General features: G+C 50.8%; 24 protein-coding genes. 23 read left to right on the top strand and 1 reads right to left on the bottom strand.

Features of this window, described 5'->3' with window-relative positions; all coding sequences use genetic code 11:
* Positions 1 to 128 precede the first annotated feature (128 nt).
* From ACLIN2_RS26095 to ACLIN2_RS26070, 6 genes are all read left to right on the top strand, one after another.
* Positions 129 to 1,658: a spore germination protein gene (locus ACLIN2_RS26095; RefSeq protein WP_400584983.1), complete on the top strand. Its 1,530-nt coding sequence runs from the start codon at positions 129 to 131 to the stop codon at positions 1,656 to 1,658.
* A 34-nt stretch (positions 1,659 to 1,692) separates the two neighbouring features.
* The gene (locus ACLIN2_RS26090) at positions 1,693 to 2,880 is read left to right on the top strand and encodes a Ger(x)C family spore germination protein (RefSeq protein WP_411502562.1); all 1,188 of its coding nucleotides are present in this window, start codon (positions 1,693 to 1,695) and stop codon (positions 2,878 to 2,880) included.
* A 13-nt stretch (positions 2,881 to 2,893) separates the two neighbouring features.
* Positions 2,894 to 3,124: a hypothetical protein gene (locus ACLIN2_RS26085; RefSeq protein ID WP_092273734.1), complete on the top strand. Its 231-nt coding sequence runs from the start codon at positions 2,894 to 2,896 to the stop codon at positions 3,122 to 3,124.
* Between the two features lie 44 nt (positions 3,125 to 3,168).
* The gene (locus ACLIN2_RS26080) at positions 3,169 to 4,269 is read left to right on the top strand and encodes a GerAB/ArcD/ProY family transporter (protein WP_411502561.1); all 1,101 of its coding nucleotides are present in this window, start codon (positions 3,169 to 3,171) and stop codon (positions 4,267 to 4,269) included.
* 52 nt (positions 4,270 to 4,321) lie between these two features.
* Positions 4,322 to 4,678 (top strand): hypothetical protein, encoded by a 357-nt coding sequence (locus ACLIN2_RS26075; RefSeq protein WP_411502560.1) that lies wholly within the window; start codon positions 4,322 to 4,324, stop codon positions 4,676 to 4,678.
* 126 nt (positions 4,679 to 4,804) lie between these two features.
* Positions 4,805 to 5,728: a DMT family transporter gene (locus ACLIN2_RS26070; protein ID WP_411502559.1), complete on the top strand. Its 924-nt coding sequence runs from the start codon at positions 4,805 to 4,807 to the stop codon at positions 5,726 to 5,728.
* A 13-nt stretch (positions 5,729 to 5,741) separates the two neighbouring features.
* On the opposite strand, the gene ACLIN2_RS26065 is transcribed toward ACLIN2_RS26070, so the two are convergent.
* Entirely contained in the window at positions 5,742 to 6,590 is an 849-nt protein-coding gene (locus ACLIN2_RS26065) for an oxidoreductase (RefSeq protein WP_411502558.1), read from the bottom strand.
* A 329-nt stretch (positions 6,591 to 6,919) separates the two neighbouring features.
* Between ACLIN2_RS26065 and coxB the strand changes: the two genes are divergently transcribed.
* The 17 genes from coxB (at position 6,920) to paaX (ending at position 22,123) form a co-directional block, all read left to right on the top strand.
* Complete coding sequence (coxB, locus tag ACLIN2_RS26060) at positions 6,920 to 7,939, top strand: cytochrome c oxidase subunit II (protein ID WP_092273919.1); 1,020 nt, start codon at positions 6,920 to 6,922, stop codon at positions 7,937 to 7,939.
* A gap of 56 nt (positions 7,940 to 7,995) precedes the next feature.
* Positions 7,996 to 9,840 (top strand): cytochrome c oxidase subunit I, encoded by a 1,845-nt coding sequence (gene ctaD / locus ACLIN2_RS26055; protein WP_400584968.1) that lies wholly within the window; start codon positions 7,996 to 7,998, stop codon positions 9,838 to 9,840.
* Positions 9,841 to 10,467, top strand: coding sequence for a cytochrome (ubi)quinol oxidase subunit III (locus ACLIN2_RS26050; protein WP_310229917.1), 627 nt, complete (start codon positions 9,841 to 9,843; stop codon positions 10,465 to 10,467).
* Between the two features lie 3 nt (positions 10,468 to 10,470).
* Positions 10,471 to 10,782, top strand: coding sequence for a cytochrome C oxidase subunit IV family protein (locus ACLIN2_RS26045; protein WP_092273715.1), 312 nt, complete (start codon positions 10,471 to 10,473; stop codon positions 10,780 to 10,782).
* Positions 10,783 to 11,620: 838 nt separating this feature from the next.
* Entirely contained in the window at positions 11,621 to 11,920 is a 300-nt protein-coding gene (locus tag ACLIN2_RS26040) for an EthD family reductase (RefSeq protein WP_092273916.1), read from the top strand.
* A gap of 3 nt (positions 11,921 to 11,923) precedes the next feature.
* Entirely contained in the window at positions 11,924 to 12,385 is a 462-nt protein-coding gene (gene paaI / locus ACLIN2_RS26035) for a hydroxyphenylacetyl-CoA thioesterase PaaI (protein ID WP_092273712.1), read from the top strand.
* Between the two features lie 83 nt (positions 12,386 to 12,468).
* Entirely contained in the window at positions 12,469 to 12,855 is a 387-nt protein-coding gene (locus ACLIN2_RS26030; RefSeq protein ID WP_092273709.1) for a PaaI family thioesterase, read from the top strand.
* 28 nt (positions 12,856 to 12,883) lie between these two features.
* Positions 12,884 to 13,669, top strand: coding sequence for an enoyl-CoA hydratase-related protein (locus tag ACLIN2_RS26025; protein ID WP_411502557.1), 786 nt, complete (start codon positions 12,884 to 12,886; stop codon positions 13,667 to 13,669).
* A gap of 45 nt (positions 13,670 to 13,714) precedes the next feature.
* A complete protein-coding gene (paaK, locus tag ACLIN2_RS26020; protein ID WP_411502556.1) occupies positions 13,715 to 15,031 on the top strand; it encodes a phenylacetate--CoA ligase PaaK in 1,317 nt (438 codons plus the stop codon).
* A gap of 47 nt (positions 15,032 to 15,078) precedes the next feature.
* Entirely contained in the window at positions 15,079 to 15,852 is a 774-nt protein-coding gene (locus ACLIN2_RS26015) for an enoyl-CoA hydratase-related protein (RefSeq protein ID WP_092273700.1), read from the top strand.
* A 9-nt stretch (positions 15,853 to 15,861) separates the two neighbouring features.
* Positions 15,862 to 16,641: an enoyl-CoA hydratase-related protein gene (locus ACLIN2_RS26010; protein WP_092273697.1), complete on the top strand. Its 780-nt coding sequence runs from the start codon at positions 15,862 to 15,864 to the stop codon at positions 16,639 to 16,641.
* A 20-nt stretch (positions 16,642 to 16,661) separates the two neighbouring features.
* Entirely contained in the window at positions 16,662 to 17,519 is an 858-nt protein-coding gene (locus ACLIN2_RS26005) for a 3-hydroxyacyl-CoA dehydrogenase NAD-binding domain-containing protein (protein ID WP_310229923.1), read from the top strand.
* Positions 17,503 to 18,258, top strand: a complete 756-nt coding sequence (locus ACLIN2_RS26000) for a 3-hydroxyacyl-CoA dehydrogenase family protein (protein ID WP_411502555.1) — start codon at positions 17,503 to 17,505, stop codon at positions 18,256 to 18,258. The genes ACLIN2_RS26005 and ACLIN2_RS26000 overlap by 17 nt, the downstream gene beginning before the upstream one ends.
* Positions 18,258 to 19,454, top strand: a complete 1,197-nt coding sequence (locus ACLIN2_RS25995) for a thiolase family protein (protein ID WP_122961130.1) — start codon at positions 18,258 to 18,260, stop codon at positions 19,452 to 19,454. The genes ACLIN2_RS26000 and ACLIN2_RS25995 overlap by 1 nt, the downstream gene beginning before the upstream one ends.
* 43 nt (positions 19,455 to 19,497) lie before the next feature.
* A complete protein-coding gene (locus ACLIN2_RS25990; protein ID WP_411502554.1) occupies positions 19,498 to 20,697 on the top strand; it encodes a thiolase family protein in 1,200 nt (399 codons plus the stop codon).
* Positions 20,698 to 20,724: 27 nt separating this feature from the next.
* A complete protein-coding gene (locus ACLIN2_RS25985) occupies positions 20,725 to 21,147 on the top strand; it encodes a thioesterase family protein (RefSeq protein WP_122961128.1) in 423 nt (140 codons plus the stop codon).
* 151 nt (positions 21,148 to 21,298) lie between these two features.
* Positions 21,299 to 22,123, top strand: a complete 825-nt coding sequence (paaX, locus tag ACLIN2_RS25980; protein WP_122961127.1) for a phenylacetic acid degradation operon negative regulatory protein PaaX — start codon at positions 21,299 to 21,301, stop codon at positions 22,121 to 22,123.
* Positions 22,124 to 22,176: the final 53 nt, after the last annotated feature.

Below are 22,176 nucleotides of genomic sequence, written 5' to 3'. Positions count from 1 at the left end.
AAAAGACCTGTGTCGCCTAAAATGCGGCATGGGTCTTTTTGTGCTTCCCCTGCGACTATCCGTTTATAAGCAGACGCAATAGGAAAAACTGGTTGTCATGATTTGGCAGCGAGCGAGAGGATACCCGTATGGAGCAAACCAAAATCAATGGCAGTCTCGATGAGAACATCTCCATCGTCCAAAGCATGCTGGGAGATAGTGATGATCTGGTCATTCGCCAATTTCAGTTTGGGAGCGAGCGGAGCTTTCATGCAGCTCTTTTTTATATCGATGGAATGGTAGACACCGCCTCTATCCAAAACTTTCTTTTGGAAACATTGATGATCGATCTGCCTAAAACGATGCTCTCCTGGGAGCTCGACAGGTCGGATGGTGTTTTGCACTTTCTGAAAGAGTCCGTTATGACCGTGGGGGACATCCAGGAGGTATGCGATGTCAACTCTCTGTTTACGTTTCTTTTATCCGGCTACTGTGTTTTTTTGCTAGATGGTTATGACGAAGGCTTTGCAGTTGGGATGATAGGCTGGGAAGAACGAAGTGTGACAGAGCCCTCCGGAGAGACGGTGATTCGCGGTCCACGAGAAGGCTTTACCGAGAATTTGCGGACAAATACGTCGTTAATCCGACGCAGAATCAAGGACCCGCGCCTGTGGATTGAAATTCGCCGCATTGGGAATGTGACGCATACGGATGTGGCAATCGCCTATATCAAAGGAATCGCCAATGACAAGGTCGTTGAAGAAGTACGAAGGCGGCTTGACCGAATCTGTATCGATAGTATCCTAGAGACCGGTTATATTGAAGAGTTGATCCAGGACGAAACCTTTACACCCTTTCCGACTATGAACAATACGGAGCGTCCCGACGTGGCGACTGCGGAGCTGGTTGAAGGCAGAGTGATAATCCTGGTGGACGGCACGCCTTTTGTGCTGGTAGCACCAGCTCTGTTCGTCGGTTTTTTTCAGGCTGCAGAGGATTACTACCAGCGGGCAGACATTAGCACGCTGCTTCGTGGGCTGCGGTATGTCAGCTTTTTTATCGCGCTATTGGGCCCGTCGTTATACATCGCGATTACGACCTTTCATCAGGAGATGCTGCCCACGCAGCTATTAATCAGCTTGGCGGCACAGCGCGAAGGTGTTCCCTTTCCTGCGTTTTTCGAAGCGCTGCTGATGGAAGTGACCTTCGAAATTTTGCGGGAGGCAGGCGTGCGGATGCCAAAAGCTATTGGGCAGGCCGTGTCCATTGTAGGAACCCTGGTGATCGGGACGGCCGCTGTAGATGCGGGAATCGTGTCTGCTGCCATGGTCATCGTAGTTTCGATTACGGCGATTGCCAGCTTTGTCTTGCCAGCTTTCAATATGTCCATCGCCGTGCGGATGCTGCGTTTTCCGTTGATGGCTCTGGCGGCGTCCTTCGGTATTTTTGGCGTAATCGTCGGATTACTGCTCTTGGTTTTGCATTTGTGCAGCCTGCGATCCTTTGGGGTCCCTTACATGAGTCCATTGGCACCGCTAAACATTCAAGATCAAAAGGATACGCTGCTGCGATTGCCGCATTGGGCATTACGGACACGTCCCCATCTCATTTCGCAGAACAATATAGTCCGTGCCCAAAACAAACCGACACGCAAGCCAAAGCGTAGGGGTAATCAGTAGCCACTGGACATATCGACAGCAAAGGGGAGTGCAGATGAAGAAACGGCGACTGATTATCATCATGCTACTGATGACTATCGTTCTGACTGGCTGCTGGAATCGGCGTGAACTGAACGAGCTTGCGATTGCTGTCGGCTTTGGCGTAGACAAAGATGGGGAGCAATATCGGTTTTCTGTGCAGGTGGTCGATCCAGGTGAAGTGGCGGCAAACAAGGGCGGTACAAGTGGCCGTACGCCAGTCACGATGTATCATATGTCTGCGCCCACGATCTTTGAGGCTCTGCGGAAGATGACGACGGTATCGCCTCGGAAAATATACAATTCGCACCTGCGCATTTTGGTCATTGGCGAAGCAGTGGCGAAGGATGGACTCGGAGAGGTTCTTGATTTCGTATCGCGCGATCAGGAAATGCGAACGGATTTTTACATCGTCGTTGCCAAAGAAGGGCATACGGCTGAGGAGGCGCTGAAAATCTTGACGCCGATTGAGAAAATCCCTGCCAACAATCTGTTCCATTCCTTGGCTGCATCGGCGAAAGCTTGGGCACCGAGTACGACTGTTACGCTGGACCAACTGATCGCTGATCTGGTTAGCGAGGGCAAACAGCCTGTTCTGACTGGTCTTCGAATCAACGGCAATGCTCAGATCGGACAAACTAATGCCAATCTGGAAAAAATAGACAACGCCGCAACCCTGCAATACACAGGGCTGGCAGTGTTCAAGGAAGACAAATTGATTGGCTGGCTGAACCAGAATGACAGCATTGGCTACAACTTTATTCTGAACAACATCAAAAGCACGGTCGGCGATCTGGCATGCCCCGGTGGCGGAAAAATGGTGATCGAAGTGATTCGATCAGATACCAAAGTGAAAGGCTTTGTGGAGAAAGGAAAACCACGTATCGAGGCAAACGTGGGAGAGATGGCATGTCATCTCGATCTGACCAAGACCAACAGCATCGCAGAGATTGAAAAGATTGCCTCCAAGAGAGTCCAAGACTTGATGAATCAAACCGTGTCTAAAGTGCAAAAGCAGTACAAGGTAGACATCTTTGGATTTGGAGAAGCTGTCCACCGGGCAAATGCTACCGCTTGGAAGGCCTGGAAAAAGGATTGGGACGCTCAATTTGCCAAGCTTCCGGTAGATTGCAAGGTTGAAGTGAAAATACGCCGTTTGGGTACGGTCAGCAATTCGTTCTTGCAGGAAATGAACAAGGAATAAAGGGGCCGGGTCTATGTGGGCAATATCAGGTATTCTTTCCGTCGTAGCTTTGATTGCATGGCTGGAAATACCGTCGTTGCTCAAAAAAGGTTACAGGCGGGAAGTTCGGGCGTTTTTGATTCTGCTTCTGCTGGCTGCTGTGTTGAGCATAGCCAAATGCTTGCAGATCGATATGCCAAACCCGATCGATTGGCTGCTCAAGCTGTTCTCTCCTTTGTACAAAATGGTTGAACAGCTGCTATAGACCTAAGTCAGCTCGACGGTCGAGCCTTCACAGGAAGGAAACGGATGCGCATGTTGGAAGAAGGCAAAATCAGCTCGCGACAATTGACCATTATGACTGTACTCTACATTCTCGGGAGTGCTGTTTTGATCATGCCAGGGCCGTTAGCAACTGTCGCCAAACGGGACGCATGGATAGCAGCGATTCTTGCGATGGTCATTGGCCTGCTGAGTATAGCACTGATACATGCGCTGGGACGGCGCTTTCCAGGGCTGACCCTGATGGCTTACACGGAGCTGCTGCTGGGAAAATGGCTGGGGAAAGGCGTCATGCTTCTCTTCATCCTGGCGTTTCCTTATTTGATAGCCAGTCTGACCCTGAATAATATCGGGGACTTCCTTACGACGCAGATGATGCCGGAAACGCCGATCGAAGCGATCTATGTCGTTGTCATGATCGTCGTCGTGGCAGGGGCGAGACTTGGCTTGGAGACGATGGCGCGCTCAAGTGAGATCTTTTTTCCGTGGGTGCTCCTGTTATTTGGCATTCTCGTTTTGTTTGTCGTGCCGAATGCCAAGCTGGAAAATATCCTGCCTGTCCTGGAAAACGGAGTGGGGCCAGTCATCCGGGCTGCTCTGCCATTTGCTGGATTTCCCTTCATGGAAGGGGTGACTGTCCTGATGATCTATCCAATGGTCAACCGACCAGAGAATAACGGAAAATCTCTCATCACCGGAATGGTGGTTGGCGGACTTGCATTAATCATCACGACAGCGCTTTGTCTCCTTGTGCTAGGCTACGATCAAACAGCGAGACTGACATTCCCCAGCTACGGTCTGGCGAAAAAAATAAGCGTGGGGCAGTTTTTGGAGCGAATCGAAGTGATGCTCGCTATCATTTGGATGATCACGATCGTATTTCGGCTGACCTTTCTCTTCTATGTGTCTGCGATTGGGCTGGCACATGTGTTTGGTCTGCGGGAGTATCGATTTCTCCTGCTGCCACTTTCGATGTGCAATATTGTGTTTGCGCTTGTTCTCATCCCGACTACCTCCACTTTATATGAGCTGATTCCGGTCTGGGGGACGTACGCACCCTTCTTCGGGATTCTCTTTCCCCTATTTTTGCTGATCATAGCAGGGTTCCGCAAAAAAATCGTGCAGTAGAATGGACAGAAGTGGGAATACTGTAGAAACCAAATGAGGGAGGCAGATGAGCGTGGACGGTTTATTGATCAAGCTGCTCGTAAGTCCGGTGTTGGTAGTATTGGCGGATGCGCTGTTTCCGGAAGTGAATTATTTATCTCTTTATTACTCAATTGGCGTAGGCTTTGTATTGGCACTCGCGGGTTATTGGCTGGAGAGAATCATCCTGCGGCCAGGAACATTATGGTTGACGACAGCGCTTGATATGATTGCAGGCTTTGTGATTACGTACGTCAGCGCGTTTATCTTGCCCGCTGCGATTCAGATCACGCCGATGGGAGCAGGCTTCGTGGCGATCTTTTATGGAGTTGCGGAGTATTTGCAGCATGGCTGGCTTATTCAGACAGGGAGAATATCCGAATACGAATAGCCTTACATTGATGACGCGCACTCTCTTTTGAGGTGCGCGTTTTTGGTTGGCTTTGACAGCAGGGGTAGCCCGAGCTATTCTACTGAAAGAAGAGAGTAAACCTGATTGATGGGTGAGGGGGAAATCATGAGGGCGATTCTATTGGGAGTGGTTGGATCGCTTTTTTTCGCGACGACCTTTGTATTGAACAGAGCGATGGAGCTATCCGGCGGCAGCTGGCTTTACAGTGCGTCCCTGCGCTACTTGTTTATGGTGCCGTTTCTTTTGGTAATTGTCGGCATGCGGCGAGGGCTGCAGCCACTTTGGGAGGAAATGAAAGCAAACCCCTGGCAATGGGGGGTGTGGAGCTTTGTCGGATTCGGTTTGTTCTATGCACCGCTATGTTTCGCGGCGATTTATAGTCCAGGCTGGCTGATTGCCGGGACATGGCAGGTGACGATCATCGCGGGTTCCTTGCTCGTTCCGCTGTTTGGGCAGAAAATCCCCTACAAGGGGCTGCTCATGTCCCTGCTGATCTTGGCAGGGGTTGGTCTGATGCAATTGCACGTGGCAGCATCCGTCGGAATGAAGGAAGTGCTGCTCGGGATAGGTCCGATTGTGGTTGCTGCCTTTGCTTACCCTTTGGGAAACCGAAAGATGATGGCGATGACAAAAGGGCGGATCGACGCCTACCAGAGGGTGCTGGGAATGACGCTTGCCAGTCTTCCGTTTTGGGTGCTGCTCGCGATTATTGGCTTTGTGACGGAAGGGGCGCCCAGCAGTGGACAAACACTGCAATCCTTGCTCGTAGCTCTTTCCTCCGGGATCGTGGCGACAGTGCTCTTTTTCCAAGCGACGGATCTGGCAAAGGGAAACGCCCAGCAGCTGGCTGTCGTCGAGGCTACGCAAGCGGGAGAAGTCGTCTTTGCCGTCATGCTTGAAATGATGCTCCTGAGCGCGCCGCTGCCAGGGCTGTGGTCCAATGTAGGGATGCTGCTGGTCATCTTCGGGATGGTACTACATAGCTACGTGTCGAGCTTACCCCAGCCGAAGAAAACGAGCTTGTTCTAAAGCAGGGAGGGGCTCACCTCATTCGTTTGGAGACGATGGCCTCTATCCATCTCCAAGGTAAGAGATTCTTTGCAGCGATGGTGAGTCCGACACCCTTTCCTACCGGGTAGCGCAGTCTTGGCTTTTGCGTGGTGGCGGCATGTACGATCGTTTTTACGACCTCATCTGGCTCGGGAGCGTTCTCCATGATATGGGAGACGGCAGCACGCAGCTTTTGCATTTGCTCGAGATAGGGAGAGGCCGAGGAATGAGGCTCCTTCGTGCTCGATTGAATCCCCTTTTCCCAGATGGAAGTCCGGTATGATCCAGGCTCGATCAGAACGACGTTCACACCAAAAGGCAGCATCTCAAGGCGCAGGGATTCGCTGAAGCCTTCCACAGCGTGCTTCGAGGCAGCGTAGGGAGCAAGCCCTGGAAAGCCGAAGCGCCCACTGATACTGCTGAGGTTGATGATGCGGCCGCTTTTGTGCTGACGCATGTGTGGGAGGACAGCATGTGTGACATCGATGAGACCGAACACGTTGACGTCAAATTGCTTGCGCCACTCTTGAAGAGAGAGTTCCTCAACGAAGCCGCCGCAGGCATATCCAGCATTATTGAGGAGTAAATCGATTCTCCCGTAGCGGCTAACGATGGAAGAAATAGTTGCTGCGATCTGCTCTGAATCTGTAACATCCAGAGGCATGACTTCCATATGTTCCGTTGCTATATGTACTTTTGCCATTTTGTCAAGTGCTCCTCGGTTTCCGATGTCTCGAATGGAAGCAATTACTTGGTAGCCAGCCTTGACTAATGCACAGGAAGCGTGCATGCCAAACCCGCTAGAGGCACCTGTAACCAGTGCCACAGGCCTATTTTGCATATTTTTCTCCTTTTTCCTACCAATTTAGGTCTGTATTAACACGAAAGTTCACAAATTTGTTCATAAATTTGTTAACAAAATGATAACAAACTGCCTTTAGATTAAGGAAAATTTATGTATACTTAAATGGTTACCACGCGCGGGTAGAGGTCTGCTATCCCTAACTCTATTTGTTTGTTTCTGGAATGGTTGCTAATACTTTTCGTAAATGGGTATCATATTTGGGGAAAGTAGTTGAGGCCATCCTCACAAGTGAAAGAGTGCGATAAACTTCTAGTTGCAAGCGTGGCTAGAACGTTACCAACACGAAGAAAGAGGGGTTCATGGGTATGAAGGGTTGGCAACAGTTTTGGCGTCAGCTTTCGCTATTTGGTCTGCTGGCGCTGGCATTAACCGGTTGTGGCAAAGATGAGCTCTCCACGCTCAAGCCTTCCGGTCCGGTTGCAGCGATGCAGTTTGACTTGATGAAGCTGTCCTCCGCTATCATGATCGGCGTTTTTATTGTCGTTATGCTGATCTTTACGTACGTCCTTATTCGATACCGTAAGCGTCCGGGACAGCAAGGAATTCCGAAACAGGTGGAAGGCAATCATGCACTTGAAATTCTTTGGACAGTAATTCCATTCCTGCTTCTGATTGTAATGGCAATCCCGACCGTTACAACTGGTTTCGAGCTTCACAAGGAGTATTCAAAAGAAGAAGCGCTTCAAGTGAAAGTGACAGCACACCAATTCTGGTGGGAATTTGAGTATCCAGACCTTGGTGTAGCAACTGCGCAGGATTTGGTTCTGCCAGTCGGCAAAAAAGTTCAATTCCATGTAACGTCAGCAGATGTTATGCACGCATTCTGGATTCCGGCATTGGGCGGTAAAATCGATACCAACCCGGGCCAAGAAAACAAAATCTGGCTGCAAGCTGACAAAACAGGCACTTTCTACGGAAAATGCGCGGAGCTCTGTGGAGCGTCCCATGCCTTGATGGACTTCAAGGTAGAAGTAATGGATCAAGCTGCGTTTGACAGCTGGGCAAATGGCATGAAGGGCGTTCAAGCCGCTGAACCAGTTGCTGCTACTGCTGCAAGTGCTGCTCAAGGTCAAGAAATCTTCAACAAGAGCTGTTTGGGATGCCATGCTGTTGCCGGTAAAGGCGGCAAAATGGGTCCAAACCTGACGAACTTTGCAGATCGTGAACGCGTAGCAGGGATTCTTGCTCACACGCCTGAAAACGTAGCAGAGTGGCTGAAAGATCCTCAAAAGGTCAAGCCAGGCAACAACATGCCTAACTTGAACCTGGATGATGCGCAAACGAAGGCGCTCGTCGATTATCTGCAAACACTTAGCGTGAAGTAAGATTCATACAAGATATTACCCGTCATAGGCAGTGACGCTTAAAAGGAGGTAAACCTGTGTCTGCACATGATTCTCACGCACCAAATCGCTCAGGGCTGTGGGATTGGCTCACGACAGTGGACCATAAGAAAATCGCGATCCTGTATCTGATTGCTGGTGGGATTTTCTTCCTGGCTGGCGGTTTTGAAGCCCTGCTGATTCGCTTGCAGCTGATGTATCCGGAGTCTTCTGTGGTAGGTGCCAAGACGTTTAACGAATTGATCACCATGCACGGTACCACGATGATCTTCCTCGCAGCAATGCCGATCATCTTTGCTCTGATGAATGCAGTTGTTCCTCTTCAAATCGGTGCCCGCGACGTTGCGTTCCCGTTCGTGAACTCTCTTGGCTTCTGGCTCTTCTTCTTCGGGGGAGTGCTGCTGAATACAAGCTGGTTCTTGGGTGGCGCACCTGACGCTGGTTGGACATCTTATACAACTTTGGCTTTGAACCAATATAGTGGCCACGGAGTAGACTTCTACGTATTGGGTCTGCAGATCGCCGGTATCGGTACACTGATTGGTGGTATCAACTTCCTGGTTACCATTATCAACATGCGTGCTCCAGGTATGACGTTCATGCGTATGCCGATGTTTACCTGGTCTGCTTTCGTTACATCCGGTCTGATCCTGTTCGCATTCCCTGCGATTACCGTGGGTCTGGTTCTGTTGATGTTTGACCGCTTGTTCGGAGGTAACTTCTTCAATCCGGATGCGGGTGGTAACGTTGTCATTTGGGAACATCTCTTCTGGATCTTCGGTCACCCCGAAGTATACATTTTGATTCTTCCTGCATTTGGTGTGATCTCTGAAGTTATTTCTACCTTTGCAAGAAAACGCCTGTTCGGTTACAGCTCCATGGTATTTGCAACGGCGCTGATCGGCTTCCTCGGCTTCATGGTGTGGGCTCACCACATGTTCACAACAGGTCTGGGTGCAATCGCGAACACATTGTTTGGTCTGGCAACCATGTTGATTGCCGTACCGACAGGGATTAAAATCTTTAACTGGCTGTTGACGATGTGGGGCGGTCAAATTCGTTTCACATCAGCAAATCTGTGGGCAGTAGGCTTCATTCCAACCTTTACAATTGGTGGTATGACAGGGGTTATGCTTGCTATTCCGCCAGCTGACTACCAATACCATGACAGCTACTTCGTAGTTGCTCACTTCCACTACGTTATCGTAGGGGGTCTCGTGTTCGGGCTCTTCTCGGGTCTGCACTACTGGTGGCCAAAAATGTTCGGAAAAATGCTCAATGAAACTTTGGGGAAATGGAACTTCTGGACGTTCTTCATCGGTTTCCATTTGACATTCTTCCCGCAGCACTTCTTGGGTCTGATGGGGATGCCGCGTCGTGTCTTCACTTACCTTAAAGATCAAAACCTCGATATGGGTAACATGATCAGTACCATTGGTGCCTTCGGTATGACGATTGGTACAATCCTATTCCTCGTGAACATCTTCGTGACGGCAGCAAGCTCCAAACGCGCACCTGCAGATCCATGGGATGGACGTACACTGGAATGGTCGATTCCTTCGCCTCCACCGGAGTACAACTTCGCTCAAACTCCACTGGTTCGTGGTCTGGATGCTTTCTGGATCGAAAAAGTGGCGGGCAACAAAGGTATGACACCTGCAGAACCGCTTGGCGATATTCATATGCCATCACCGTCGTTCTTGCCGTTCTTGATGTCTGTTGGTCTGTTCATCGCGGGATATGGTTTCATGTACCACAACTACGTGGTAGTGGTAATCGGCTTGCTGGTGACATTCGCCTGCATGTTTACACGCTCGGTAAAAGACGATCCTGGTTATCATATTCATGAGGACGAAATCGAGGATAAGGGGGTTAAGGCTTAAATGGCTACACATCACGCAAATGCAGTTTTGCCTGACGAACCGGAAAAAGCCACCCTTGAGGGCAAGAATAAACTTCTTGGCTTCTGGCTCTTCCTTGGTGGGGAGACTGTTCTCTTCGGTTCCTTGTTTGCTACATTCATTGCCCTGCGCGATCAGGCAAATGGCGGTCCGACTTCGCAAGAGCTGTTCGACATGCCACTGGTTGCAGCAGCGACACTGCTTCTGTTGACGAGTTCCATGACAGCTGTAATGGCGACGCTTGCTCTGCACAAGAAAAATCTGAAGCAGATTCAAGTTTGGCTGACCATTACCGTTATTCTCGGTCTCGGATTCTTGGGCTTGGAGATTTATGAGTTCATGCATTACGTGCACGAAGGACATAAGATCTCGACGAGTGCGTTTGGCTCCGCGTTCTATACACTCGTAGGATTCCACGGAGGCCACGTAGCTTTCGGTATTCTCTGGATCATCCTTCTGCAAGTATCGGCAACGAAAAAAGGTCTGACGGTAGTAACCGCTCCAAAGTTCTACCTGGCCTCCCTGTACTGGCACTTTATTGACGTAGTATGGGTGTTCATCTTTACCGTGGTATATCTCATGGGTATGATCGGTGGAAAGGTGGGATAAACAATGGGAGCACATACAGAAGAAGTGCGTAAGCCTAAAGTGAAGCACGATAGTCCAAAACGACATCTCGTTGCATTCATCGGTTCTCTAGTATTGACGGCACTTGCGTTTATCGCCGTTGCCTTCGAAGTAATTCCGGTAGGGTTTACCGTACCATTCATTGTGGTTCTGGCTTTTGTTCAAGCCCTTTTCCAGCTCTTCGTCTGGATGCACATGGACCAAAAAGGTCATGAGTTTGCACGGATCAGCATCTTCGCAGGACTGTTCGTTATCCTGCTGGCGATCATCGTATTCGTGTTCTGGGTTTGGATTTAAAAGGAAAAAGAGAGTGGACATTCGTGTCTGCTCTCTTTTTTTCTTCTGTCGAATAACATAACTGTGGTGGGGAGAAGCAGGTTTCCGATCTGCGCTCCAGGCTGCACCCTGCGAAGGAGTCTAGACTGTCCGCTCCGCAACGATTCACGGGAAAGCGGTAAAGTCGTAGCCGCTTCGTAGCGAACACAGAGGTACCGCTTCTTGCTCCCGTGAATTCATTGCTCCGCTAAGCTGGGTTCCGCAGTCGCTCCGCCTGGAAACCTGCTTCTCCAGCGAGCTTTTGTGGTTTCTAGCTGCTTGTTTCTACAGTTAGTCAAAGGAGAAAATACTTATTGACCCCATCGTTCATGATTCGAAGGTCGTTCTAATTTAGGATGAATGAGCCAAAACTGGCCGAGGAAAAAGGAGAAAAAAACGGAGGTATTAGGGACACAGCCGAGGAGGAGTGGAAAAAGGGGAACCCGCACTTAGCGTCCACTTCTGAGAAGCTTCCATGAGATGACCACTTTGGACGCGGGTTCCTCTTTTGGAAAGGAGCCGTCCAGGGATGACCCCTGAGCAGGTGGCCCTACTACTGTAGTGTTTTCTCCTTTTTCCGCTCCTCCACTACAGTTCGAACAAATAAATAAACGTTTTCATAATGAACAGAAGCTTTTCCCCATACAGTGTGGAGAGAAGCTTTTTCCATTTGTCGAACGATGTAATTTGGCAATAGGAAAATGCTTGCGCCGATTCTGAAGTATTTATATAATAAAAACTATAACGTGCGTTAAAATAACGTTATATTAATTACACGTCACATGTTTAGACAATTTCTAATAGGAAAGCAGGGATCATGATGGTAAAATTGGTGGCTGTTTATCGTAAACCGGAGGATGTCGAGGCATTTGACAAGCATTATTATGAAGTTCATGCCCCGCTGGCAGAAAAAATGCCAGGCCTGATCAAGATGGAAGTAAACAAAATTTACGGCACACCAATGGGCGAAAGCGACCTGCATCTGATCGCAAACATGTACTTTGAATCCAAAGAAGCTTTGTTGGAAGCGTTGTCATCTCCAGAAGGACGCGCTGCTGGTAAGGACCTGCGTGGCTTTGCAGGGTCAGTCGTAACGATGCACTTTGCAGAAGTGGTGTAAGCTATGCGCCAAACGATTGATGAAAGCAAGCTTCACCAAGAGAGATACAACGAGATATGTGAAAAGCTAACGCAAGATAAATATGCACAGTTCCTTGGAATTCGGTTGATCGAACTGGGAGAGGGAACGGCGACTGCCGAATTGACGGTGGAGGAGCATATGCTGAATGCCCATGGAACCGCCCATGGAGCAGTGATCTTCTCGCTGGCAGACTTCGTTTTTGCAGCTGCCTGTAATTCCTACGGAAAAACGTCCGTGGCCCTTTCGATGAACATCGGCTTTTTGGCAGCAGGCTTTAAAGGGAACCGCCTCGTTGCCACGGCCACCGAGGAAAAGAAAAACAACCGTACAGCGTGGTATCGCATTCGCGTAGAAAGCGACAGCGAGCTGATCGCGACATTGGATGCGCTAGCTTACCGCAAGAACGATTACTTCGTATCGATTGAGGATCACGAGGCAAAATAACCCCAGCAAAAGGATGCCCGAAGCTGATGCGAAAGGCTCCTTTCCCTGTTTTACGCGATACGAGGAAAAAAGGAGACGCAGCAATGTCAGAGCATATCCGCAATCGGTTTAATGACTATCTGGGGATCGAGGTTATTCATCGAGATGAAGAGGGCTGCAAGGTTGCTCTGAAAATACGCCCAGAGCTGTTCAATAGTATTGATGGAGTCGTTCATGGCGGTGTTACTTCCACACTGGCGGACGTTGCGATGGGGCATGGTGCCGCACCTCACGTCGATGGCGTTCAGCAATGCGTAACAGTAGAAAGCAAGATTCAGTATTTGTACCCTGCACGCGGAGAGCTTTTGGAAGCAGAGTCCCGTGTGCTGAAGAGCGGCAAGACCTTGATCATCATGGAAGCGCGCGTGACCTGTGACGGCAAGCTTGTCGCAGTGGCAACGGGTACCTACGCACGAGTTAAACAGGCATAATTTTTTGCAAATGGGCGAGGAGGACAATATGAATCAGGAAGCTGTGCGATTCGAACGAGACGGGCATATCGGCGTCATCACACTCAATCGTCCTGATGAGCTGAACGCACTCAATTATGATACGCTGGATCGCTTGGGTGAAATCATCGAAGAGATTCGGTTGGACTCCAAAGAAGTACGCGTCGTTTTGGTAAAAGCCGAGGGTCGCGCTTTTTGTGCAGGTGCAGACCTGAAAGAGCGTCGTACCTTGACAGAGCAGCAGGTTCGCCGCAACGTTCGCAAAATCAGAGATGTGTTTACAGCACTGGAAAGACTGCCGCAGCCGACCATAGCCCTGATCAACGGCTTTGCTTTTGGTGGAGGCTTTGAGCTGGCACTGGCCTGTGATTTCCGCTATGCAGTGGCTGAAGCCAAAATGGGTCTGACCGAAGTAAGCTTGGGAATCATCCCGGGAGCAGGAGGAACGCAGCGACTGTCTCGGCTGATTGGACCTTCCAAGGCGAAGGAGCTGATTTTGACGGCTCGCCGCATTACGGCTGCCGATGCCCTCGAACTTGGTTTTGTAAGCGGTCTCGCAAATGATACGACACAGCTGTACGAGCTGGGTGTAAGGCTGGCGCAAGAGATCCTGGCCAATGCACCACTCGCTGTCTATCAAGCCAAGCTGGCGATTGATCGCGGCTCCAGTGTCGATTTGCAGACGGGTCTGGATGTAGAAACGATGTGTTATGAAGGGATTATTCCGACGAAAGACCGGGTAGAAGCGCTTGAAGCGTTCCGCGAAAAACGCAAACCGGTGTTTAAAGGCGAATAACAACCAGAAAATAACAACAGGAATGTTGAGAAATGAGGGAGCGGTATGATTTTTAACGTGGAAATGGAAACGCTGCCAAGAGAGAAAATGGCAGAACTGCAATTGAAACGTCTGCAAGAAACCGTAAAACGTGTCTATGAACGAGTCCCTTTTCATCAAAATGCATTTGACGAAGCTGGTGTAAAACCAGAAGACATCCAGACCCTTGATGATATCCAGAAGCTTCCGTTTATGAAGAAAAAAGATTTGCGCGAGAATTATCCTTTCAATCTGTTTGCTGTCGATATGAAAGAAGTTTCTCGTATCCATGGCTCTTCCGGAACGAAAGGGAAGCCAACCGTTGTAGGCTACACCAAAAATGACATTGAAAACTGGTCAGAAATCGTGGCACGTGCGATCTGTAGCGCGGGCGGTGAGCCAGGCGATATCTTCCATAATGCGTACGGCTACGGCCTGTTCACTGGCGGTCTGGGGCTGCACTATGGCATCGAACGCATGGGCGCAGCCGTGGTTCCGATTTCTGGAGGGAACACCCCTCGTCAAATTACCTTGATCGAAGACTTCCAGCCGCGTGGACTTGCAGCTACTCCTTCGTACGTTCTCAACATCGTGGAAGAAATGAAAAAGCAAGGTATGAACCCACGCGAGACAAGTCTCAAATACGGCATTTTCGGTGCGGAGCCATGGTCCGAAGAAATGCGTGAACAGCTGGAAGAGGCACTCGACATTAAAGCGGTAGACATTTACGGATTGAGCGAAGTAATGGGGCCAGGCGTATCGATCGAGTGCCACGAAGCACAGGATGGCTTGCACATCGCAGAAGACCATTTCTTGGCGGAAATCGTAGATCCAAACACAGGAGAAGTGCTGCCATACGGACAAGAAGGTGAGCTCGTCTTTACCTCTTTGACAAAAGAAGCCTTCCCAGTGATTCGCTATCGTACAGGTGACATTGCTTCCCTGAATCCAGCTCCATGTAAATGCGGTCGTACTACGCTTCGCATGTCCCGCATCAAAGGACGCGTCGATGATATGCTCATCATCCGCGGTGTCAATGTATTCCCGACTGAGATTGAAGCGGTACTGCTGACTTTCAAACAACTGGCTCCTCATTATCAAGTCGTCATTGAGCGTGACGGAGCGCTTGATCGTTTTGAAGTTCACTGTGAATTGACACCTGAGTACATGAGCGAGATCGGCAGTATCGACAGCCCTGATCTTGTTCCCCTGAAGAAAGCAATTGGACATGATATCAAGTGTTCGCTGGGTGTAACGGTCGTGCTGCGTCTCTTGCCACCAAACTCTCTCGTGAGAAGCGAAAGCAAAGCGATGCGCATCGTAGACAACCGGAACAAAGCGTAAGTTTCCTTTGATCAACGGTTTGGCGAAGGAAAGGGAGGATGAGCCAAGTGTCTTATGAATACATCACCGTTGCTCGTGAGGATGGGGTTGGCATTGTTACGCTCAATCGACCGAAAATTCTCAATGCGTTGAACTTGAAGCTGATCGACGAGCTGGTCACAGAACTTACGAACCTAGACAAGGATTCTGAGATTCGGACGATTTTGCTCACGGGTAACGAAAAAGCCTTCGCAGCGGGTGCAGACATCAATGAAATGGCAGAGGCATCCGCCATTGAAATCATGAAACGGGACCAATTTGCCGTCTGGGACCGCATTTCGCTCATCTCCAAGCCGATTATCGGTGCAGTGAGTGGCTTTGCGCTCGGTGGTGGCTGCGAGCTCATGATGAACTGCGACATCGTGATTGCTTCGGAGACAGCGGTCATCGGTCAACCGGAAATCAAGCTTGGTGTCATGCCAGGTGCTGGTGGGACGCAGCGTCTAGTTCGGGCGGTTGGACTGCGAAAAGCCATGGAGATGCTGCTCACGGGAGATCCGATTACGGCGAAGGAGGCCTTGCAATACGGGCTGGTCAATCGCGTGGTTCCTGTCGAGGTCTACTACCAGGAAGCGCTCAAGCTGGCCAAGCAGATTGCTGGGCAGCCCCCACTCGCGGTGCAGGTCATCAAAAAAGCTGCGCACAAAGCCTCTGATTTGCCGCTTCAGGAAGGCATGGATTACGAAAGAAACGGCTTTTACCTGCTCCTCGCAAGTGAGGATCGGCAAGAAGGCATGCAGGCGTTTTTGGAAAAGCGCAAACCCCGTTTTACGGGAAACTAGGAGGCGGCCATGTACGAGACGATTCTATGCGAGGTATCGGAAGGCGTTGCAGTCGTTACTCTGAATCGACCGGATAAATTCAATGCTTTTACCGAGCGGATGAACAAGGAAATCACGGATGCGCTCAAGCAAGCGCAGAAGGATGAAAGCGTGCGCTGCATCCTTCTGACAGGCGCAGGTCGTGCTTTCAATGCAGGGCAGGATCTGGGCGATGTAGCCGGTGGCGGCGAAGTCGACTTCGGAGGATTTTTACGCGATCGCTACAACCCGATGATTCTCCAATTTCAAAAAACAGAGAAGCCGATTGTCGCAGCTGTCAACGGCGTGGCAGCAGGCGCGGGTATGAGTGTAGCGCTGGCGTGTGACATCCGCCTGGCTTCCGAGAAGGCTTCGTTCGTAAATGCCTTTGTCAATATCGGACTGGTACCGGATTCAGGAGGCTGCTACTTCCTGCCGCGTATCGTTGGACTCGGCAAAGCACTGGAGCTGGCGATGACAGGAGAAAAGGTTTCAGCAGCAGAAGCGCTGCGGATCGGAATGGTCAATCAGGTATATCCTGCAGATACGTTCCAAGAGGAAGCGCTGGCGTATGCTCGCAAGCTTGCAACTCTGCCCACCCGAGCGATCGGCCTGATCAAACGGACGATGAACAAAGGTCTGGATATGAGCTTGGAGGAGACACTCAATTACGAAGCGTATGCCCAAGGGATTGCAGGCAGCACAGAGGATCACAAAGAAGGGGTAACGGCCTTCATGGAAAAACGCGCACCGCGCTTTACAGGCAGATAGGTGCTAGGAGGTTGAGTAGAGTGGAGAGAAAGACAGTAGGCGTTATCGGGGCAGGGACGATGGGGGCAGGGATTGCTCTCGTTTGCGCCCGCCGGGAACATGGAGTGTTGCTACTGGACGCGAACCAGACTGTCTTGGAAAAAGCGAAGAGCTATCTCATTTCGATTTTGTCCAAGGATGTGGAAAAAGGAAAGATCAGCGAGCAGCAAAAACAAGAGACGTTGGAGCGTGTTCAATTCGTATCCGACATAGAAAAACTGGCGCCAGCTGATATCGTGATCGAGGCCGTACCAGAGAGACTCGATCTGAAAAAGAACATTTTTGGTGATCTTACCCGGATATGCAGAAGCGATGCCCTGCTTTTGACCAATACCTCTTCCATTTCCATCACGGAAATTGCAGGAGGACTGACTCATCCCGAACGAATTCTCGGATTCCACTTTTTCAATCCGGCGCCGGTGATGCCTCTGATCGAGGTGATCCGCGGGAAAAAGTCCAGCGAGGAAAATGTCCAGGCGGCTTATCAATTTGCCGTGGATTTGGGAAAAGTTCCTGTACTCGTGACGGACACCCCTGGATTTATCGTGAATCGCGTCGCGCGACCTTATTATAATGAAGCCCTGCGCATTCTCGGGGATAACGTAGCCAATGTGGAGCAAATTGACCGGATCATGAAGCAGGCAGGCGGTTTCAAAATGGGACCGTTCGAGCTGCAGGACATGATCGGAATCGATATCAATTTTGCGACGACCCAGTCCGTCTATACGGATTTCTTCCACGAAGGACGATTCAAGCCCAGCCGCATTCAGCAACGCATGGTTCAATCAGGCAGCTTGGGCAGAAAAACGGGGGATGGCTTCTATGACTACAGCAAATAAGACAGTTTTGCTCACGGGGGACAGCCCTCTTTATGCAGAGCTGCATCAAATAATGACAGACAGCGGCTATCGCGTTGTGACCCTTGCAGAAGGGGCAGCAGAGCCAGAATCCATTTTTCTGGCAGTAGAAGTAAACAATTTGGACCTGACAGCGAAACAGGAGCAGCTATGCGAGCTCGATCGCATGCTTTCGCCGTCCGTACCGATCCTTACGACTTCGCTGGCGATTACGGCCACAGAAGCAGCGTCCTGGACACAGTCTCCTGAGCGCATCTGCGGCTTTGGGACCTTGGTGCCTTTGGCAGAGCGCGCTTTGTTTGAAGTGGCTCCTGCGCTGCAAACAGAGTCAGATGTACTTGAGGTTGTCCAATCGTTCTTTCACTCGCTCGGCAAAGAGGTTGAGATCGTAGAAGATGAGGTCGGCCTGGTTTTCCCACGCATTTTGACACTGATTATAAATGAAGCAGCTTTCACAGTAATGGAGAAGGCTGCGACTCCAGAAGACATCGACACTGCGATGAAAAAGGGAACGAACTATCCGTACGGGCCGCTGGAATGGGCAGATCGCATCGGGCTGGATGAGATTTACGCTATCTCCCGTGGTTTGCATCGCGATTTGTCGGAGGAGCGCTATCGCACAGCTCCTTTGCTGCGCAAGCTGGTATTGGCAAAACGCTATGGTGTGCGCAGCGGTATCGGGTTTTACAGCTATCGAGAAGCCGGTGGAGGTGAAGGGTAATGCCAGCAAACAATGACGTATTTGTAGCGGCAGCAGTACGTACACCGATTGGCAAGCTGGGTGGCAGCTTGAAAAATACCCCGATCGACGATCTGACTGCACATGTCTTGAACGGGGCACTCAGCCAGGCTGGACAGTCAGGAGAAGCCGTCGATGGCGTAATTATGGGGAATGTCATCTCGGCAGGTCCCTTCATAAACATTGCCCGTGTCGGCTTGCTCAAGGCAGGATTGCCGGAGAGCGTACCAGGACTGACCGTAAACCGGGTATGTGCCTCTGGACTAGAAGCAGTCAATCTCGCAGCGCAGTCCATCCAGGCTGGACACAGCAGCGTCATGCTGGCTGGCGGCGTGGAGAACCTGACGCGCTCCCCGTACATCATGGAGAAATTTGAACAGCCATATCAACGCGGTGGCCAGACCCTGATCGAGTCCTTTGGCGGTCCGCGTTCAGCACCCATTTCTCTCTACGGCGAACTGACGATGGGGGATACTGCGGAAAACGTGGCCGAGCAATTCGGGATCAGCCGCGAGGATCAGGATCTTTTTGCCGCTGAGAGCCAGCGTCGTGCAATAGCGGCGATCGATGCCGGGCTGTTTCGCGAGGAAATTGTCCCTGTGACCCTGCGTGGCAAAAAAGGGGAAGAGACGATTTTTGACACGGACGAGTTCCCGCGCCGTGATTCCAGTGTGGAGTCACTCGCCAAGCTGAAACCGGCATTCCGTAAAAATGGCAGCGTCACCGCAGGAAATTCTTCCGGAATCAACGATGGTGCGGCTGCTTTGCTGCTCATGAACCAGGAAAAGCTGAAAGAGTCCGGTTTGGTACCATTGGGTCGAATCGTTCACTTTGTGAGTGCCGGTGTAGATCCGCGCATTATGGGCATCGGACCTGTCGCAGCCATCCGCAAGCTGCTGTCGGAAGTAAATATGACGGTTGATCAAATCGATCTGTTTGAGCTGAATGAAGCCTTTGCTTCCCAATCGCTGGCTTGCATGCGCGAGCTGGGTCTGCCTGCTGACCGAACCAACGTAAACGGGGGAGCCATTGCATTGGGACATCCACTAGGCTGCAGCGGCGCTCGTCTGGCGGGAACCATCCTGTATGAGCTGCGCCGTCGCAAAGGACGTTACGGGGTTGTTTCCCTGTGCATTGGCGGAGGTCAAGGACTGGCGACTTTGGTAGAAGCGCTATAGAGCTGTATAGGAGAAAACCTAGGACAGGATGGAGGAACCATAGATGAATACACCTGTAATTATCGATGCTGTACGGACACCGATTGGCCGCATTGGGGGAGCCCTCAAAGACGTGCGCCCGGACGATCTCGGAGCACATGTAATCAGCAAGCTATTGGAGCGTAACGCTATTGATTCTGCATCGATTGACGACGTCATTTTCGGCTGCGCCAATCAGGCGGGAGAGGACAACCGCAACGTAGCGCGTATGTCTCTGCTGCTGGCTGGCGTGCCAGTGGAAGTACCGGGTGTCACAGTAAACCGACTGTGCGGTTCCGGACTGGAAGCAGTCAACCAGAGTGCATTTGCGATCAAAGCAGGGGCAGGCAAGGTCTACATCGCGGGAGGCACAGAGAGCATGACTCGCTCCCCGCTGGTAATGATGAAGCCGAGCACTGCTTTTCAACGCGGCAATCAGCAATTGGTCGATACGACACTGGGCTGGCGTCTGGTAAACGATAAGATGAAAGAAATGTATCCGCCGATCAGCTTGGGTGAAACGGCTGAGAAGGTTGCTGAGCAATACGGAATCAGCCGTGAAGATCAGGATGCGTTTGCGCTGCGCAGCCAGCAAAACTATGCGAAAGCACTGGAGCAAGGCAAATGGGAAGCGGAGATCGTTCCCGTGGAAATCCGTGGACGCAAAGGCGATGTCACTGTGTTTGAGCGCGATGAGCATGCGCGTCCAGAGACGACCATCGAGCAGCTGCAAAAGCTGAAACCAGCTTTTCAGGCAGATGGTACCGTAACGGCTGGTAACTCCAGCGGACTTAATGACGGGGCCTGCGCGATGCTGATCATGGATCAGGAAGCTGCCCTGGAAGCTGGCTTGAAGCCGCGTGCACGTATCGTAGCTTCTGCCGTTGCAGGGGTTGATCCGTCCGTGATGGGAATCGGACCTGTGCCAGCTACTCGCAAGGCGCTGAAGCAGGCCGGGCTGACGATTGATCAGATCGATCTGTTTGAATTTAACGAAGCCTTTGCCGCTCAGGCAGTCGCTAGTGTACGTGAGCTTGGCGTGAATCCTGAGCTGGTAAACGTAAACGGCGGCGCGATTGCACTGGGGCACCCACTCGGCGCAAGCGGTGCGCGTATTCTTACCACCCTGCTGTATGAGATGGAGCGCCGCGATGCTCGCTACGGCTTAGCTGCGATGTGCATTGGTGTGGGCCAAGGGATCGCGACGATTATCGAGCGCGTGTAAGGATCGACCGGACAGGAGGTTGCTGCTTTGAAAAAGGAACTGCAGCCAGGGACGACAGCGGAATTCACTGTGACGGTCACAGAAGAAATGTTCCCTGTCTTTGACGGCGAAGTCATTCATCCCGTGTTGTCGACGGTCAGCATGATTTACTACATGGAGAAAGCGGGGCGCTACGTCCTGCTTCCCCATTTGGAAGAGCATGAGGAAGGCTCCGGCTTTGGCATCGAGGTCAAGCATGTCGGACCAGCTGTGGCAGGGCAAAAGGTTACCTTTCGCGCCGTTTGCGTGGAGGTGACGGAGAAGCGGGTTGTCTGCGAGGTAACGGCAGACACCTCCTGCAACTGCGTCGGAGTAGGACTGTTTACACAAGCGATTTTCAACAAGGAAGACATGCATCGTCGATTCCAGAAACTTCAAGCGGAAATCGACGAAAAAAATAACCAGAATTGATTGACTCTTCGTAAACGTTTTAATATAATGACGTGAGAAAAGCGTTATATAATTATTTCGTTATATAACCTGGATCGATTCACGCATATGCAAAGAATGTGATACAATTTCTCATCAGTGAGTGATGAATCGATCTGGGGGTAGAAGAAAAGTGAAGCCACAATCCATGCTGTTTACGATTTATGGGGAATACGTCCGCCATTACGGCAGTGAAATCTGGATCGGCAGTTTGACCAAACTCATGGGAGAGTTCGGTTTATCAGAGCCAGCTGTTCGCGCCGCGATATCTCGGATGCTTCGCCAGGGCTGGTTGGAGTCACGGAAGGTAGGAAATCGCAGCTTTTATTCCGTATCCGAACGCGGCAAGAAACGGCTGGAGGAGGCGGCAGCGAGGATCTACAAAGTAGAATCGAGCGCTTGGGACGGCAAGTGGTGCATGGTCAGCTACAACATTCCCGAAGAGCGCAGGGCACTGCGCGATCAACTGCGCAAGGAGCTTGGCTATATGGGCTTTGGCATGCTGACGACGAGCACATGGATCAGCCCGAACAATCTGCGCGAAGCGATTCAGGAGCTGACAGAGACCCAAGAGATTACCGAGTACGTGGAACTGTTTGCCGCTGAGCATGTTGGCTGGAGCGATCCCAAACAGCTGGTGCAGAAATGCTGGAATATCGATGAGATCAATGCGAAGTACAAAGAGTTCATCGACAGCTACCAAGCCGAATACGATGAGCTGGAAGAGAGAATTCGCCAAAAGAAGGAAGTTCCTGATAGCCTGTGCTTTGTGAACAAAACGAAGCTGGTCCATCAGTATCGCAAATTTTTGTTTATCGACCCTGATTTGCCACAGGAATTACTGCCAGAGCTATGGTTAGGCAAAGAAGCGGACAAGCTGTTCCAAAACTACTATCAGTTGTTAAATCCCGGGGCCGTTCGTTTCTTTGAGACCGTGTATGAAGCTGCGCCAGTATAAACAAGGCACAAGCTGTACACTAGAAACGCCCTAGTAGATGCTAGGGCGTTTCT

Origin of the sequence: Brevibacillus centrosporus (assembly GCF_046622605.1) — a bacterium.
Taxonomy (GTDB): Bacteria; Bacillota; Bacilli; order Brevibacillales; family Brevibacillaceae; genus Brevibacillus; species Brevibacillus centrosporus.
Note: the sequence above shows the minus strand (reverse complement) of the source record. Positions and strands in the feature narration are given on the sequence as shown.

Excerpts from the sequence above, each read along its gene's own strand:
- ACLIN2_RS26095 (WP_400584983.1), top strand. The coding sequence starts at position 129 with ATGGAGCAAACCAAAATCAATGGCAGTCTCGATGAGAACATCTCCATC.
- ACLIN2_RS26090 (WP_411502562.1), top strand. The coding sequence starts at position 1,693 with ATGAAGAAACGGCGACTGATTATCATCATGCTACTGATGACTATCGTT.
- ACLIN2_RS26085 (WP_092273734.1), top strand. The coding sequence starts at position 2,894 with ATGTGGGCAATATCAGGTATTCTTTCCGTCGTAGCTTTGATTGCATGG.
- ACLIN2_RS26080 (WP_411502561.1), top strand. The coding sequence starts at position 3,169 with ATGCGCATGTTGGAAGAAGGCAAAATCAGCTCGCGACAATTGACCATT.
- ACLIN2_RS26070 (WP_411502559.1), top strand. The coding sequence starts at position 4,805 with ATGAGGGCGATTCTATTGGGAGTGGTTGGATCGCTTTTTTTCGCGACG.
- ACLIN2_RS26065 (WP_411502558.1), bottom strand. The coding sequence starts at position 6,590 with ATGCAAAATAGGCCTGTGGCACTGGTTACAGGTGCCTCTAGCGGGTTT.
- coxB (WP_092273919.1), top strand. The coding sequence starts at position 6,920 with ATGAAGGGTTGGCAACAGTTTTGGCGTCAGCTTTCGCTATTTGGTCTG.
- ACLIN2_RS26050 (WP_310229917.1), top strand. The coding sequence starts at position 9,841 with ATGGCTACACATCACGCAAATGCAGTTTTGCCTGACGAACCGGAAAAA.
- ACLIN2_RS26045 (WP_092273715.1), top strand. The coding sequence starts at position 10,471 with ATGGGAGCACATACAGAAGAAGTGCGTAAGCCTAAAGTGAAGCACGAT.
- ACLIN2_RS26040 (WP_092273916.1), top strand. The coding sequence starts at position 11,621 with ATGGTAAAATTGGTGGCTGTTTATCGTAAACCGGAGGATGTCGAGGCA.
- paaI (WP_092273712.1), top strand. The coding sequence starts at position 11,924 with ATGCGCCAAACGATTGATGAAAGCAAGCTTCACCAAGAGAGATACAAC.
- ACLIN2_RS26030 (WP_092273709.1), top strand. The coding sequence starts at position 12,469 with ATGTCAGAGCATATCCGCAATCGGTTTAATGACTATCTGGGGATCGAG.
- ACLIN2_RS26025 (WP_411502557.1), top strand. The coding sequence starts at position 12,884 with ATGAATCAGGAAGCTGTGCGATTCGAACGAGACGGGCATATCGGCGTC.
- paaK (WP_411502556.1), top strand. The coding sequence starts at position 13,715 with ATGATTTTTAACGTGGAAATGGAAACGCTGCCAAGAGAGAAAATGGCA.
- ACLIN2_RS26010 (WP_092273697.1), top strand. The coding sequence starts at position 15,862 with ATGTACGAGACGATTCTATGCGAGGTATCGGAAGGCGTTGCAGTCGTT.
- ACLIN2_RS26000 (WP_411502555.1), top strand. The coding sequence starts at position 17,503 with ATGACTACAGCAAATAAGACAGTTTTGCTCACGGGGGACAGCCCTCTT.
- ACLIN2_RS25995 (WP_122961130.1), top strand. The coding sequence starts at position 18,258 with ATGCCAGCAAACAATGACGTATTTGTAGCGGCAGCAGTACGTACACCG.
- ACLIN2_RS25990 (WP_411502554.1), top strand. The coding sequence starts at position 19,498 with ATGAATACACCTGTAATTATCGATGCTGTACGGACACCGATTGGCCGC.